Source organism: Streptomyces sp. NPDC002896 (genome assembly GCF_040295225.1).
Classification (GTDB): Bacteria; Actinomycetota; Actinomycetes; order Streptomycetales; family Streptomycetaceae; genus Streptomyces.
This window is the reverse complement of record NZ_JBEOVA010000011.1, coordinates 22,779-36,596: the sequence shown is the minus strand read 5'-3', so window position 1 is coordinate 36,596 and position 13,818 is coordinate 22,779. Positions and strand designations below refer to the sequence as shown.

Below are 13,818 nucleotides of genomic sequence, written 5' to 3'. Positions count from 1 at the left end.
TCACCCCGAATAGGAGGGACGGACTGTCGGCCGTGACGCTCTGGGCGCCCGCACGCAGTGCGGTGAGCCGAGAAATCAGCTCTGACCTGGACTTTTCCGCGCCTTACTCAGGCCGACATCTTCCCGATGACGCATCACATGGAGTGCGTGGCGATCCTTGAACCGGCCGCGAAGGGCTCCTGACCTGGGATTTTGCCCGCGCGAGGTATGTGCGGTGTGGGCGTTACGGGCTATATCTTGACGCTGAAATGACGCTCGTGACGCTCATTTGACGCTCGTTCTGATGGGGTGTCAGGCATGTTCTTGGGCTGGTCAGGGCACTCGCATGGGCGGCCGTATCGGGACGGTGCTGTACTGAAGAGGCAGCATTTCCCCGCCCGGTGAGGGCGGCATGTGTCCCTCGCCTCCTCCCGATCGGGACGCGTGGCGCCGCTGATCGAGCCGGTCCCGTCCCGCGCGGCTCAGACGCGTCAAGCATCCCTGGATCACCGCGGTCCTGGTCGGGCTCGGTCTTCTTGTGGCCTTCGGTGGTCTTGGGGCGCTCCTGGAAGAGCCGGATCGGAAATCCGCCGCCTCCGAGACAGCGCCCTCCAGCGTCCTGACGACGGAGCCTGCCACCAGCGCGGCGCCGCAGCCGTCGGTGCCCTCCGAGCCGTGAGACGACACCTCGCAGCCGGGCACGAGCCCTCCGACCCCTTCGATCCCTCCGACCACGAAGCCGCCGCCGGATACGACGCCACCGGGCGTGGTGGTGCTGCGCGTTATCGACGGCGACACCATCGAAGTGCGCGGCGACGGTCGTATCGTGCCGAAAGGCACCGTGGCCCGCGTCCGGCTCCTGGAGATCGACACACCGGAGCGGGGTGCCTGCTTCGCCGACGCCGCCACTGCCCGGACCATCGAGCTGCTTCCGCCGGGCAGCAGTGCGCGCATCCAGCGCGATGCAGAGTTGACCGACCGCTACGACCGCTACCTGCTGTACGTCTGGAACGAGCGGGGCACCTTCGTCAACCAATCTCTCGTCAGCAGTGGCCATGCCGAGGCCGTGCTGTTCCCGCTGGTTTTGTACGTGGGAGCTCTCAGCGACATTTTCGAGCTCCCTGATCGGCAAGCGCTGCCCAAAACCGTCGACAAACGTTGCGCACTCCCACCTGCAAAATCATCCCGCCCAACGACAAGTACTGGCCGGTGATTTCCCAGGCCGAGGACACCGCCCGCCAAGCCGTCGCCGGCCTGTGGGCGGCCCGTCCGGAGACGACCGAGCCCTCGGCGCCGGACACGCCCGCACGTCCTGATCTGCCCGACGGGCCTCCCGCCGGCGTCCCCGACGTGGATTGCTCGGACCTTCCCGGCCCCGTGTGGGTCGGCCCCGAGGACCCGCACCGACTCGACCGAGACGGTGACGGCATCGGCTGCGACACCAACTGAACAAGAGCCGGCGGCTGCGTCCACCGAGCGTGACGTGCGCTTCGGCGCGGACGCGCCCCTGGACGAGTGGGGAAGCCGTGTCGTCCGGTCATGCACGCGGGGCGGGCCAGGAGTTGAGGGGTAGCGGGCCGCGGTCGATGACGGTGCGGATGCAGAAGGTACTGCGGGCGTCGCGAACGGGGCCGATGGCCAGGATCTGGTCGGTGAGCACCTTTTCGAAGGTGCGCAGGTCCGGTACGGCGAGTTCGACGAGGAAGTCGGCGTCGCCGGAGACCACGTGGCAGGCGACCACGTGGTCGATCGCCTTCAGTGCCTCTTCGACCACCTGGGAGGTGGTGCGGGAGTGCTCGACCTTGAGGGAGAGGAACACCGTAAGTCCGAGGCCGAGGCGCTCGCGGTCCAGATCGGCCCGGTAGCCGGCCAGGACCCCGTCCTCCTCCAGCGCCTTGGTGCGGCGCAGGCAGGACGAGGGTGACAGGCGTACGGCCTCGGCGAGGTCGACGTTGGGGGTGCGTCCGTGGCGCTGGAGGTGGTCCAGGATCGCCCGGTCGATACGGTCGTACAGGGGGCGTGGCATGAAATGCAGCGTAACGGCCACACCGGCGAACAATCCTGCGCCACAGGGCCGTACGGGCACTGCATACGCCATCGTGTGCCGGGCTTGGTGACGCATCCTGGTCACGCTCCGGCCGGTACGCCGGACCGCGCCTTCGTACCCCTCTCACGCACATCGGACTGCCTCATGCACTACTCCCCCCTGGAACCCGACCGCGCCGCGATGAGTGAAATGGGCCGTCTCGTCCTGGACCGTGTCGTCGATCGCACCGACCAGCTAGCGGCCCGCCCCGCGACCAGCCCTCTGTCGCCGCGGGCCGAGGCCGAGCTCGTGGAGTCCTTCCTGGCGCCGCCGCCCGCCCGGGGTGGTGACCTGAAGGTGCTGCTCGCGCGCCTGGACGAGGCCGCCGACTGCGCTCTGGAGACGGCCGGGCCCGGCCACCTGGCATACATCCCGGGCAGCGGCCTGTATTCGGCCGCGCTCGCCGAGTTCTACAACCGTGCCGTCAACCGCTACGGCGGCCTGGCCTCGGTCGCCCCGGCCCTCGCCGCGCTGGAGGAGAGTGTGCTCCGCTGGATGGCCCGCGAGGTGTGCGGTCTCCCGGAGGGCAGCGGGGGCCTGCTGACCAGCGGCGGCTCGATGGCCACGTTCTCCGCGACGGTTGCTGCCCGCCACGACCGGCTCGGCGAGGATCTGACCGGCGGCACCGTCTACACCACCGCCTTCGCCCACCACTCCGTCGCCAAGGCCGCCCGCCTCGCCGGCATCCGCGCGGCTCACATACGTACCGTGCCGCACACCCCGGACCTGCGGATGGACCCGGAGGCCGCCGCCGCGATGATCCGCGCCGACCGGGACGCCGGGCTGCGGCCGTTCCTGCTGGTGGCCACCGCCGGCACCACCGACACCGGCACCGTCGACCCGCTGCCTCAGCTGGCCGGCCTGGCCCGCCGCGAGGACGTGTGGTTCCACATCGACGCGGCCTACGGAGGCTTCTTCCGGCTCACCGCACGCGGCTCAGAGCGCCTCGCCGGTTTCGAGGAGGCCGACTCGATCACTCTGGACCCGCACAAGACCCTCTTCATGCCGTTCGGTACCGGCGCCTTGGTCGTCCGCGGCCTCGCCGCCCTGCACGCCGCGCACGACGGCACCGGCAGCTACCTCCAGGACATGGAGGCGGCGGGGAGCGTCCCGGACTCCGGCCACCTCGGGCCCGAGCTGACCCACGAGATCCGCGGTCTGCGGGCCTGGCTTCCCCTGCACCTGCACGGGGTGGACGCCTTCCGCGAGGCTCTGGACGAGAAGCTCGACCTGGCCGAACACGTCCACGACACACTGTCCGGCGTCGCGCAGCTGGAGGTCCCGCAGCGCCCGGACCTGTCCACCGTGATCTTCCGCATTCGTCCCGCTGACGCCGGTCCGGCCGCCGCCGAGCTGGCGGACGAAGCAAGCCGCCGTCTGCTGGAGCGGATCAACGGCCACCGGCGCATCGTGCTCTCCAGCACGGTGGTCGACGGCCGCTACACCCTGCGCGTGTGCGTGGTCTCCCACCGCACCCACCACGACCGCATCGCCGAGGCGCTGCAGATCATCACTGCCGAGGTCAAGCGCCACACCACCGCGTAGCCGGCGACGGCCCTGGACCCGGGTGGTGTCCACCTGAGGGACGCCTCCGTCGAATCACGCGTGCAAGGAGGATTCCCAATGACGTTGTCAAGCCGGGGCGGTGACGCCTTGTGACTCGGTCATGCCGCTGTGGCAGCGGCGCTGGGGGTGGCGGCCTCGAAGGTCCGGTGGTCGCGTATCAGGGCCCAGAGCACGTTCAGGCGGCGTCTGGCCAGCGCGAGGACGGCCTGCTTGTGGGACTTTCCCTCGGTGCGTTTGCGCTGGTAGAAGGTCTTGGACTGGGGGCAGTGCACGGTGGGGACCTGGGCGGAGAGGTAGAACGTCCGCAGGAGCCGGCGGCTGTAGCGTCTGGGCCTGCGCAGGTTGCCGCTGACCTTGCCCGAGTCGCGGGGGACGGGCGCGAGTCCGGCGACGCCGGCGAGCCGGTCGGGGCTGCCGAAGGCGGTCATGTCGCCGCCGGTCGCGGCGATGAACTCGGCGCCGAGCATGTCGCCGATGCCGGGCATGCTGGTGATCACTTCTGCATCGGGATGCTCGCGAAACCGGCCCTCGATGAGGTCGTTGAGCTCGGAGATCTCCTCGTCGAGGGCCATCACCTCCTTGGCCAGGGTGTGGACCATCCTGGCGGCGGTCTTCTCCCCGGGGACGAGGGTGAACTGGGCCTCGGCAGCGGTGATCGCCGCTTCGGCAGCACTTTTGGCGATGTTGAGAGTGCGGACGCCGTGGTTCTTGAGCCAGGTCGTCAGCCGGGACCGGCCGATCCGGCGCAGGGCGGCCGGGGTCTGATACCCGGTCAGCAGGAGGAGCGCGGTCTTGGACGTGCTGTAGTCGAAGGCCCGTTCCAGGGCGGGAAAGTACTCCAGGATCTGGGCCCTGAGCCGGTTGATCGCCCTGGTGCGGTCGGCGGACAGGTCCATGCGGCGGGCGGTCAGGATCTTCAGGTCGACCGCGATCTCGCTGGTCTCCTGCAGCGGCTGGAGGTCGCGGCGCATCCGGGCCTGGTCGGCGATGACGAAGGCGTCCTTCGCATCGCTCTTTCCGTCGCCCTTGTAGGCGCCGGAGGCGTGGTGCACGGTCCGGCCGGGGATGTAGAACAGCCGCTGCCCGTGATTGACCAGCAGCGCGATCCACAGCGCGGCCCCGCCGGCGTTCAGGTCGACCGCCCAGGTGACGGCATCGCCGTCGGCCAGATCCAGGACGTCACCGAGCAGTTGCAGCAGCTCGTCCTCGCTGTTCGGCACCCGGCGCGAGAGCGCCTTCGTGCCGTCCGCGTCGATCACGGTGCAGTGGTGCTCGGCCTTGCCCGCGTCCGTCCCCGCCCACAGTTCGGGCACCGGACCCTCCTTCGTCGTTCTTGTGTGCTGTCCCAGCAGACGACCTCGCTGTCACGTCCATACGAGCGATCCGGTTCGCGCATCCCAATCAGCAGTCGAGTCGTCGCGGGATGCCGGGCGGCCAATCCTCCTCAGCCACGAACGCGGCACTTTCATGACAGCCACACCCGGCATCCCTGGGTGTCCCGATCTTACGAATGACCGCGATCAACCCAGGAAGAAAGGTATGGATACCATGACTATCCATCCCGAATCCCTTCCCGCCAGGGGAACAGCCATCGTGACCGGTGCCTCCTCGGGCATCGGTGCGGCCTACGCACGTCGGCTCGCTGCGGATGGTCACGATCTGGTGCTGGTGGCGCGTCGCGCAGAGCGGCTGCGCGCACTTGCCGCGGAGCTGACCGGGCTGCACGACGTACGAGTGGAAACCGTCGTCGCGGATCTGGGCGATGCCGGTGACCTGGACCGGGTTGCCCGGCGAACCGCCGAGGACGACGTCGAGCTGCTGGTGAACAACGCGGGCATCAACGGCTACGGCCCCTTCGCCGAGACCGATACAGCACTGCTGGAGAAGGTGCTGGCCGTGAACGTGGTGGCGCTCACCCGGCTCGCTCGTGCAGCCGTGCCGGGCATGCTGGCACGCGGCCGCGGCGCCGTGGTGAATGTGGCTTCCACCCTCGCCTTCGCCGGTTCGCTTCCGCCGGACCCTCTGCCGGTGCGGGCGGTCTATGGAGGGACCAAGGGGTACGTAGTCACCTTCAGCCGAACCCTCGCCGCAGAGTTGGACGGTGCGCCGGTTCGTGTCCAGGTGCTGTGCCCCGGGCTGACGGCAACCGAGTTCCATCTCACCCAGGGCCAGGATCCGGTAGCCGGTGAGGTAGCGCGAGTACACGACGACGGAGGCATGCCCGTCGAGGACGTGGTGACCGCTTCGCTGAGGGCCTTGGAAACCGGCGAGGTCGTGTGCGTGCCCGGACTGGTCGACGGCGAGGCGGTGGATCGCATCGCCGCGGCGGAATTCGGGCTCCGCTCCTCGTCCACCAGCACACTCGCCCCGCGATACCAGAACCCCGCCCAGCAGTGAGTCCCCAGATTCCTGGCCGTGGACACGAACACACAGCCCGGTGCGATTGAGGTGATCCGGCTGGCCGACCTCACCCAGAGCATCAGCGTTCGTCTGCGTTCGACCGAGCCTGCCCTCGAAACCCCGGTCCTTCAGCGCGTTTGGGTGACGGCCCAAGATTTTCCCCAGAGAACGGCCCTGCCCGTGGTTGGTCAGGCGCGCTGAAGGAGCTCCTTCGATTCGTCCGGCGGTCACAAGCAGTTGTTGGGCGCAGTGGAACGTCCTTCCTCAGGGACGGGTCATTCGACCGCCGCGCCTTCGGACAGGCGCACCTCTTCGCTGTCGAGGGCGGCCTGCAGGCGGCGCAGTACGGTGTCGTCGATCCGGCGCTCGTCGCGGAGCCTGACGACGGTGGAGCGTTTGTTGGCGATGAGGGCCAAGCGCAGCGCGAGGTAGTCCTGGTGCTGGAGCACGGCGGGGTCGTCGTGGGCGCCCGCGCTCCTGGCCCGGACGGATGCCAGGTGAGCCTCGTACTCCTGGCACAGCCACTCGACGATGGTCGGCTCGGACCGCAGCTCGGCGGCGAGCCCGGGCATTGCCTTGATCGCCTCTTCGATGGCGGTGGTCTCGGCGAGGTCGTGCTCTTCGTCGACCGAGGTGTCGGGCGGCAGTTTCGCCCAGCGCACCGCCACCGGCAGCAGCAGTCCCTGCACCACCAGCGTCACGAGGATGACCCCGGAGGTGACGAAGACGATGAAGCTGCGGTCGGGGAAGGGTTCGCCCGAGTCGAGGGTCTGCGGCACCGAGAGCACCATCGCGAGCGAGACCGCGCCCCGGAAGCCGGCCAGTCCGTTGACGACCCGGGTGCGGTGCCCGACCCGGAGCGAGCGCTGCCGGGGGCTGCGGTCGAGTGCGCGGACCAGGTAGGTGGAGGCGTACAGGAACGCGAAGCGTACGGCGACCAGCACCACGCAGATGACACCGACCGCGATCAGCGCGTCCTGGAGATCGGCGCGGCCCAGGTCGCGGACGGCGTACTGCAGTTCCACCCCGACCAGGACGAACAGCGCCCCGTTGATGATGAAGGTGGCCAGTGGCCAGAACGCCAGGGCCTGCGTGCGGTGTTCGGCCAGGACGATGCGCGGGGCGACCTGGGACATGATCAGGCCGCTGACGACCACCGCGAGGACGCCGGACGCCTCGATCAGTTCGGCCAGCAGGTATGCGGTGAAGGGCGCCAGGATCATGACCAGGTTGCCCAGGAGGGGATCGGTCAGGCGGCGCCGCAGGTTCATGTTGACCCACGCGACCGCGACACCCACGGCCGCTCCACCGCCGTACGCGAGCAGGAACAGCCCGCCGACGTGCGGGATGCTCAGGTGTTCCTCGCCGACCGTGATGCCTACGGCGAGACCGTAGACGACCAGGGCCGTGCCGTCGTTGACCAGGCTCTCCGCCCGCAGGATGGTGACCTGACGGCGTGGCAGGGCGCGGGCCAGGACACCGACGGCCGTCGCGTCCGTGGGCGCCATGGCAGCGCCGAGCACCCAGGCCGGCCCCCACGGCAGTCCGAGGGTGTGTCCCGTCGCGGCGACGGCCCAGGCGGTGAGGATGACGAGTACGGTGCTCAGCTGCAGGATGCCGCGCAGGTTGGTGCGGATCTCCCGCAGGGAGGTGGTCAGGCTCTCCCAGTACAGCAGCACCGGAAGGAAGAGCAACAGCACGACTTCCGGCGGCAGTTGCGCGTTCCGTACGGCCGGGATGAATCCCAGGAGCACACCCGTCACGAGCAGGACGACGGGCGGCGCGATGCCGAGGCGCTGGCCCACGAGGTTGCCCACCAGCACGGCCACGCCCAGGACCACGACGAGTTCGAGACCGAGCAAGGTGCTTCTCCTGGAGGGGTGAAAGTGCCGCTGTTCAGCGGGGTGCGAGCTTCAGGGTCGTGTCCCGCGAGGCCACCATGGGATCGATGTAACTCGCGCCGTAGCGGCCGTACTTGGTGCGGTAGGCGGTGTCGATGCGGTCGTTGACGCCGGGGTCGGTGACCTCGACGAGGGTGACGTCCTTGGCGACGCCGCCGGAGCGGATACGGCCCTCGTGGCTGACCAGGGCTGCGCGGTACCAGGCGCCGGCGCTGCCGCGGAAGGAGCGGACGTAGAGGTCGTCGCCGTCGCGGACGACCCAGATCGGCACGGGTGTGCGTGGCGCTCCGTCGCTGCGCGAGGGGGCCATCTGAAGTTCCTCGGCGTGCTCGATCCGGGTCAGTTCGTCGTTCGTCCAGGTCGTCATGGGCTTGCCTCCTTCACGACCGTGCGGCGGGGTGTGCCCTCGTGGGCGTGAGCGCGGCCCGCGCAGCTCACGCCCACGAGGCGATCGGGTCAGGGCTTGAGGAGGGCCTTGATGGCGCGGCGCTCGTCCATCGCCTTGTAGCCCTCGGCGACCTGCTCCAGCGGCAGCGTGAGGTCGAAGACCTTGCCCGGGTTGATGTGGCCGGACAGCACGCGGTCGATCAGGTCGGGCAGGTAGCGGCGGACAGGCGCCGGGCCGCCGCGCAGGCCGACCTGGGAGAAGAACAGCTCCTGGCCGTCGACGGCCACCTCGTGGGGGACGCCGACGAAGCCGACGTTGCCGCCCGGGCGCGCGGAGTGCAGGGCCTGGCTCATGGACTGGGAGGTGCCGACGCACTCCAGGACGGAGTCGGCGCCGATGCCGCCGGTGAGGTCCTTGATGCGGGCGATGCCTTCCTCGCCGCGCTCGCTGACGATGTCGGTGGCGCCGAACTCCAGGGCGAGCTTCTGCCGGGACTCATGGCGGGACATGGCGATGATCCGCTCCGCGCCGAGCTCCTTCGCGGCGATGACCCCGCACAGGCCGACCGCGCCGTCACCGACCACGACGGCCGTCGAGCCGGGCTTGACCTCGGCGGCGAGGGCCGCGTACCAGCCGGTGCCCATCACGTCGGACACGGCCAGCAGGCTGGGCACCAAGTCGCCGGAGGGGTGCTCGTCGGTGGCGACCAGGGTGCCGTGGGCGTTGGGAATGCGTACGTACTCGGCCTGGCAGGTGCCCATGAACTCGCGGTTCAGACAGGAGGACTGCCAGCCCTTCTGGCAGTTCGCGCAGGTGTTGTCGGAGGTGGCGAAGGAGCCGACCACGAACTGGCCCGGCTTCACGTTGCCGACCTCGCTGCCGACTTCCTCGACGATCCCGACGTACTCGTGCCCCATCGGGTGCGGGTCGCCGACCGGCTCCAGGCCGCGGTACGGCCACAGGTCCGAGCCGCAGACGCAGGTGGCGACGGTGCGGATGATCGCGTCCGTCGGCTTGAGGATCTTGGGCTCGGGGGCGTCCCTCACCCGGATGTCACCGGGGGCGTGGATCACGGTTGCGCGCATGACTTTTCTCCTGATGCGTTTCTCGGGCAGCGGTGTCACCCGGACGTGCCGGATTCGTCGACGATGGTCAAAAGGGTGTACAGAAGCGCCGACGGCCTGTGAAAATAATTGCCGGTCTCTGACTCTGTCACCGCCCGCAGGGCCCGTACAGAGGAGAATTCCACCCCCGGAGCGATGTATCCAGGGATAAAACCGTCCTACCCAGCCGAGTGGCGGACGGCGCACACTGGCCAGTATGAACAGCAGTGCGCACCGTAAGGAGCTGGGTCAATTCCTGAAGGCCCGTCGGGCCGAGCTCAGCCCCCGTACGGTCGGGCTGCCCGAAACTGACCGGCGGCGACGCGTTGCCGGGCTGCGCCGGGACGAGGTGGCTGTGCTGGCCGCCATCAGCACCGACTATTACACGCGCCTGGAGCAGGGCCGTATGGCCCCCTCCGCGTCCGTGCTGGCCGAGCTCGTCCGGGTCCTGCACCTCAGTGACGACCAGCGGGACCAGCTGTTCGAGCTGGCCGGGAAGGAGGCCGGTCGGGCGCGGCGGCGGGCGCCGCAGAAGGCGCACCCCCGGCTGCGTACCGTGCTGAACGAGCTCAGCGTGGCCCCCGGCGTGATCCTGGGCCGGCACCTGGACATCCTGGCGTGGAACCCGATGGCCGCCGCCCTGTTCGGCACCGATTTCGCGAAGATCCCCCACCAGCAGCGCAACTACGTCCGGCAGCTCTTCACCGCCCCGGCCATGAGAATGCTGTACGCCGACTGGGAGGACTCCGCCCGCAACGCCGTGGCCGTGCTGCGGCAGCAGGCCGCGGCCTGCCCCGACGACCGGAGACTGGCCGACCTCGTCGGTGAGCTGTCGGTGCAGGGCGACCAGTTCCGCCAATGGTGGGGAGGCCGCCATGTGGTGCCCCGGACCGGCGGCACCAAGGTGTTCGACCACCCGGTCGCCGGTGAACTCTCCCTCGCCTGGGACGCCCTCACCTGCGTGGCCGACCCCGATCAGCAGCTGATCGTGTGGAGCGCCGAACCCGACTCGCGTGCGTACGAGGGCCTGCGCTTTCTTTCCTCCTGGGCGGCGACACCCGCCATGAATTCGTAAAATCGGCAGGTGATTCCCGGCGTAAAGCCAGGGACAAATCCTTCCTACCTTCCCTGTTGAATTCCGTGCCATGCTTCCAGAGCACGATTTACGCAATCCCTTTCGAGATCCTTTTCGAGGAGCAATACCCCCATGTCCTCCACCTCCCGCCCCACGGTCGCCGTCGCTTTCCATTCCGGCTACGGCCACACCGCCGTCATAGCCGAGGCCGTGGCGCGCGGCGCCGCGGAAGCCGGTGCCGAGGTGATCTCCATCCCCGTGGACACGATCACCGACGAGCAGTGGGCGCAGCTGGACGCCGCCGACGCCATCATCTTCGGTGCCCCCACCTACATGGGCACCGCCTCCGCCGCCTTCCACGCCTTCGCCGAGGCGAGCAGCAATCGCTGGTTCACCCAGACCTGGGTCGACAAGATCGCCGCCGGTTTCACCAACTCCGGTGCCAAGAACGGCGACAAGTCCTCGACCCTGGGCTACTTCTTCACTATGGCCGCCCAGCACGGCATGCACTGGGTCAGCCTCGGCGTCCAGCCGGGCTGGGCCTCCACCGAGGGCAGCGAGGACGACATCAACCGTCTGGGCTACTTCGTCGGTGCGGGTGCCCAGACCCCGACCGATGTTGGTCCGGAGGCCGTCCACAAGTCGGACATCGCCACCGCCGAGGGACTCGGCGCCCGTGTCGCGCAGCAGACCGCCTTCTTCCGCGCCGGCCGCGCCGCCCTCGCCGCCTGAGACAAGTCCCCCCTGTAGATCCCCAAGGAGCACTCTCATGTCCGACTCCCCGAATCTCGCTCTCGTCCGCCGCCTCTACGACTCCGGCATGGCCCCGGACGTGGTCGCCGAGGTCATCGACCCCGACATCGTCTGGGACATCACCCCCGGCTTCCCCTATGGCGGCGTCTACAAGACCTGGGCGAGCGCCGGCGGCGACTTCTTCGGCCAACTCGCGCCCCGCTTCACCTCCTTCGGTGCGGTGGCCGAGGACTTCTACGACGCAGGTGAGCACGTGTTCGTCCGCGGCCACTACCACGCCGTGTCCAAGGCCGGCGAGGAGTCGGACGCCCGCTTCATCCACCTGTGGACGGTCGGCGACGGCAAGCTCACGCACCTGATCCAGGCCGCCGACAGCCACGTCGTCCAGCAGGCCGCGAACAACTGACCGCCCGCACTCACCCCAGGGAGCACCCCATGGCGAAGATCCTCTTCCTCATCACCGCCGCCGACCACTGGACCCTGGCCGACGGGTTCGAGCAGCCGTCAGGCTTCTGGGCCGAGGAGGCCATCGGTCCGTACGGCGTCTTCAAGGCGGCCGGTTACGAGGTCGCCGCGGCCACCCCGGGCGGGGTCCCGCCGACCGCCGACGCGCTCAGCCTGACGCCGGACTTCAACGGTGGCGAGGAGGGTGCCGAGCAGATGCGGACCGCCCTCAAGGAGGCCACCGAACTGGCGAACCCCGTCCGCATCGAGGACGTGGACATCGACGGCTACGACGCCGTGTTCGTGCCCGGCGGCTGGGGCCCGATGGAGGATCTGTCCGACGACCCCGCGGCCGGCAAGCTGCTCAGCGACTGGCTGGCCTCCGGCAAGCTCGTGACGCTGGTCTGCCACGGCCCGGCCGCGCTGCTGTCCACCGTGGACGCCGACGGCAAGTCCCCGTTCTCCGGCTACCGCCTGACCGGCCTGTCCAACTCCGAGGAGATCCAGAACGGCCTCGCCGACCGGGCGAAGTGGCTGCTGCAGGACCGCCTCGTCTCCGACGTCGGCGCGGACTACCACAAGGGCGAGGAGAACTTCGCCCCCCACCTCGAGGTGGACCGCAACCTCATCACCGGCCAGAACCCCGCCTCGGCCGTCCCGCTGGCCCAGGAAGTCGTCAAGACCCTCGGCTGACGACACCCCGCACCGCCGCTCAAAAGCTCAAAGGCTCAAAGGCTCAAAGAAAGAGGTAGTACCGATGGACAGCAACGCGACTCTCCCCAGCGTCGGCCAGACCTGGCTCGCGGACCTCGGCCCCGACACCCCGCTCGGCCACTTCACTGTGGAGATCACCTTCGACTCGGAGACCCAGGTCAGCTTCGAGGTGACGGGCGGCGCCATCAAGGGCCGTAAGCAGACGATGGAGTACACCACCACCCAGCTCCGCGACGGCCTGTTCGTCGTCCGCTGGACCGAGCCTGACGCCGGTGACCACGTCACGCACATCGAGGACTACACCGAGGGCACCTGCATGGCCAGCTCCGTCATCGGTGGCGAGTTCGTCCAGCTCCACGGGAAGTGGAGCCGCGTCCGCTGATCCCGCAGGGCAGCGCGGCTTCTCGACGGTGAGGACTTCCAGGGACAAATCTCTCCCCCTGACAACACCGCGTTCCGATGCCAAGGTGATGGCATGAACCGCGATCCTCACCGCCACGATCTGGGGGAATTCCTCAAGGCGCGCCGCGCCGAGCTCGACCCGGCCGCCGTCGGTCTGCCCGACGGCGGCTCGCGTCGTGTCGCGGGCCTGCGCCGTGAGGAGGTCGCCGTACTGGCGGCCATCAGCACCGACTACTACGCCCGCCTCGAACAGGGCCGTATCCAGCCGTCGCCGTCCGTGCTGGAGTCCCTGGCCCGGGTGCTGCGCCTGGATGAGGACCAGCGCGCCTACCTGTACGAGCTCGCGGCCAAGGACGACTTCCGCCCGCCCCGCCGGCAGCCGCGCCTCAAGGCGCAGCCGCAGCTGCAGCGCATGCTCGACGACATGGCGCACACCCCCGCCTTCGTGATCGGTCCGCGCACCGAGATCGTCGCCTGGAACGCCATGGGCGCCGCCCTGATCACCGACTTCGGGAAGATCCCCGAGAAGCAGCGCTACTACATAAGGCTGCTCATCACCGACCCCAGGATGCGCGAGCTGTACGCGGACTGGGAGGGCGTCACCCGGCTGGCCATCGCCCAGATGCGGATGCACAACGCCAACAACCCCGGGGACACACAGCTCGCCGCCCTGGTGGGCGAACTCTCGGTCCGGGACGAGCAGTTCCGCCAGTGGTGGGGCTCCCACCACGTCGCCGTCCGGGACACCGGGACCAAGCACCTGCGCCACCCCGTCGTCGGCGACCTGCACCTCGACTGGAACGCCGTCACCTGGGCCGCCGACTCCGACCTGGCGATCATCGTCTGGACCGCCGAATCCGGCACCCCGACGCATGACAGCCTGCGCATGCTGGCCTCCTGGGCAGCGGACCCGAGCCACTCGACCAGCGACAGCTCCGCCTGACCGTCGCCCAGGCATTCCCTTCGTCGCCCAGGTATTCCCTTCAAAGGGAGAGCCTTTCCTCCTA

16 protein-coding genes are annotated in these 13,818 nt (G+C 69.1%); 11 read left to right on the top strand and 5 right to left on the bottom strand.

The features are described from left to right. Nucleotides 1-745 precede the first annotated feature (745 nt). Nucleotides 746-1,192, top strand: a complete 447-nt coding sequence (locus ABT009_RS21690; RefSeq protein ID WP_351297205.1) for a thermonuclease family protein — start codon at nucleotides 746-748, stop codon at nucleotides 1,190-1,192. After that, nucleotides 1,189-1,428: a hypothetical protein gene (locus tag ABT009_RS21685; RefSeq protein ID WP_351297202.1), complete on the top strand. Its 240-nt coding sequence runs from the start codon at nucleotides 1,189-1,191 to the stop codon at nucleotides 1,426-1,428. Before ABT009_RS21690 ends, ABT009_RS21685 begins: the two co-directional genes overlap by 4 nt. A gap of 88 nt (nucleotides 1,429-1,516) precedes the next feature. Here the strand turns inward: ABT009_RS21685 and ABT009_RS21680 are convergent, their stop codons facing one another. Continuing rightward, the gene (locus ABT009_RS21680; protein WP_094222932.1) at nucleotides 1,517-2,005 is read right to left on the bottom strand and encodes an Lrp/AsnC family transcriptional regulator; all 489 of its coding nucleotides are present in this window, start codon (nucleotides 2,003-2,005) and stop codon (nucleotides 1,517-1,519) included. Nucleotides 2,006-2,170: 165 nt separating this feature from the next. Between ABT009_RS21680 and ABT009_RS21675 the strand changes: the two genes are divergently transcribed. Then, a complete protein-coding gene (locus tag ABT009_RS21675; protein WP_351297198.1) occupies nucleotides 2,171-3,610 on the top strand; it encodes a pyridoxal phosphate-dependent decarboxylase family protein in 1,440 nt (479 codons plus the stop codon). A gap of 119 nt (nucleotides 3,611-3,729) precedes the next feature. On the opposite strand, the gene ABT009_RS21670 is transcribed toward ABT009_RS21675, so the two are convergent. After that, nucleotides 3,730-4,944, bottom strand: coding sequence for an IS110 family RNA-guided transposase (locus ABT009_RS21670; RefSeq protein WP_351297195.1), 1,215 nt, complete (start codon nucleotides 4,942-4,944; stop codon nucleotides 3,730-3,732). 226 nt (nucleotides 4,945-5,170) lie between these two features. On the opposite strand from ABT009_RS21670, the gene ABT009_RS21665 reads away from it, so the two are divergent. Next, a complete protein-coding gene (locus ABT009_RS21665; RefSeq protein ID WP_351297192.1) occupies nucleotides 5,171-6,028 on the top strand; it encodes an SDR family NAD(P)-dependent oxidoreductase in 858 nt (285 codons plus the stop codon). Between the two features lie 18 nt (nucleotides 6,029-6,046). Next, the gene (locus tag ABT009_RS21660) at nucleotides 6,047-6,232 is read left to right on the top strand and encodes a hypothetical protein (protein ID WP_351297189.1); all 186 of its coding nucleotides are present in this window, start codon (nucleotides 6,047-6,049) and stop codon (nucleotides 6,230-6,232) included. Between the two features lie 74 nt (nucleotides 6,233-6,306). Here the strand turns inward: ABT009_RS21660 and ABT009_RS21655 are convergent, their stop codons facing one another. The 3 genes from ABT009_RS21655 to ABT009_RS21645 form a co-directional block, all read right to left on the bottom strand. Continuing rightward, a complete protein-coding gene (locus ABT009_RS21655; RefSeq protein ID WP_351297186.1) occupies nucleotides 6,307-7,893 on the bottom strand; it encodes a Na+/H+ antiporter in 1,587 nt (528 codons plus the stop codon). A 34-nt stretch (nucleotides 7,894-7,927) separates the two neighbouring features. Beyond that, nucleotides 7,928-8,299 carry a DUF2255 family protein gene (locus tag ABT009_RS21650; RefSeq protein ID WP_351297183.1) on the bottom strand — a complete coding sequence of 124 codons (372 nt, stop codon included), beginning with the start codon at nucleotides 8,297-8,299 and terminating at the stop codon, nucleotides 7,928-7,930. 89 nt (nucleotides 8,300-8,388) lie between these two features. Beyond that, nucleotides 8,389-9,405, bottom strand: coding sequence for a zinc-dependent alcohol dehydrogenase family protein (locus tag ABT009_RS21645; protein WP_351297180.1), 1,017 nt, complete (start codon nucleotides 9,403-9,405; stop codon nucleotides 8,389-8,391). Between the two features lie 235 nt (nucleotides 9,406-9,640). On the opposite strand from ABT009_RS21645, the gene ABT009_RS21640 reads away from it, so the two are divergent. The 6 genes from ABT009_RS21640 (at nucleotide 9,641) to ABT009_RS21615 (ending at nucleotide 13,754) form a co-directional block, all read left to right on the top strand. Then, nucleotides 9,641-10,498, top strand: a complete 858-nt coding sequence (locus ABT009_RS21640) for a helix-turn-helix domain-containing protein (protein ID WP_351297177.1) — start codon at nucleotides 9,641-9,643, stop codon at nucleotides 10,496-10,498. 132 nt (nucleotides 10,499-10,630) lie between these two features. Further along, nucleotides 10,631-11,230: a flavodoxin family protein gene (locus ABT009_RS21635; RefSeq protein ID WP_351297174.1), complete on the top strand. Its 600-nt coding sequence runs from the start codon at nucleotides 10,631-10,633 to the stop codon at nucleotides 11,228-11,230. 37 nt (nucleotides 11,231-11,267) lie between these two features. Beyond that, nucleotides 11,268-11,657 carry a nuclear transport factor 2 family protein gene (locus ABT009_RS21630; RefSeq protein WP_351297171.1) on the top strand — a complete coding sequence of 130 codons (390 nt, stop codon included), beginning with the start codon at nucleotides 11,268-11,270 and terminating at the stop codon, nucleotides 11,655-11,657. Between the two features lie 29 nt (nucleotides 11,658-11,686). Beyond that, nucleotides 11,687-12,388, top strand: coding sequence for a type 1 glutamine amidotransferase domain-containing protein (locus ABT009_RS21625; protein WP_351297168.1), 702 nt, complete (start codon nucleotides 11,687-11,689; stop codon nucleotides 12,386-12,388). Nucleotides 12,389-12,452: 64 nt separating this feature from the next. Then, nucleotides 12,453-12,791 (top strand): MoaF-related domain-containing protein, encoded by a 339-nt coding sequence (locus ABT009_RS21620; protein ID WP_351297165.1) that lies wholly within the window; start codon nucleotides 12,453-12,455, stop codon nucleotides 12,789-12,791. A 93-nt stretch (nucleotides 12,792-12,884) separates the two neighbouring features. Next, nucleotides 12,885-13,754, top strand: a complete 870-nt coding sequence (locus ABT009_RS21615) for a helix-turn-helix transcriptional regulator (RefSeq protein ID WP_351297162.1) — start codon at nucleotides 12,885-12,887, stop codon at nucleotides 13,752-13,754. Nucleotides 13,755-13,818 lie beyond the last annotated feature (64 nt).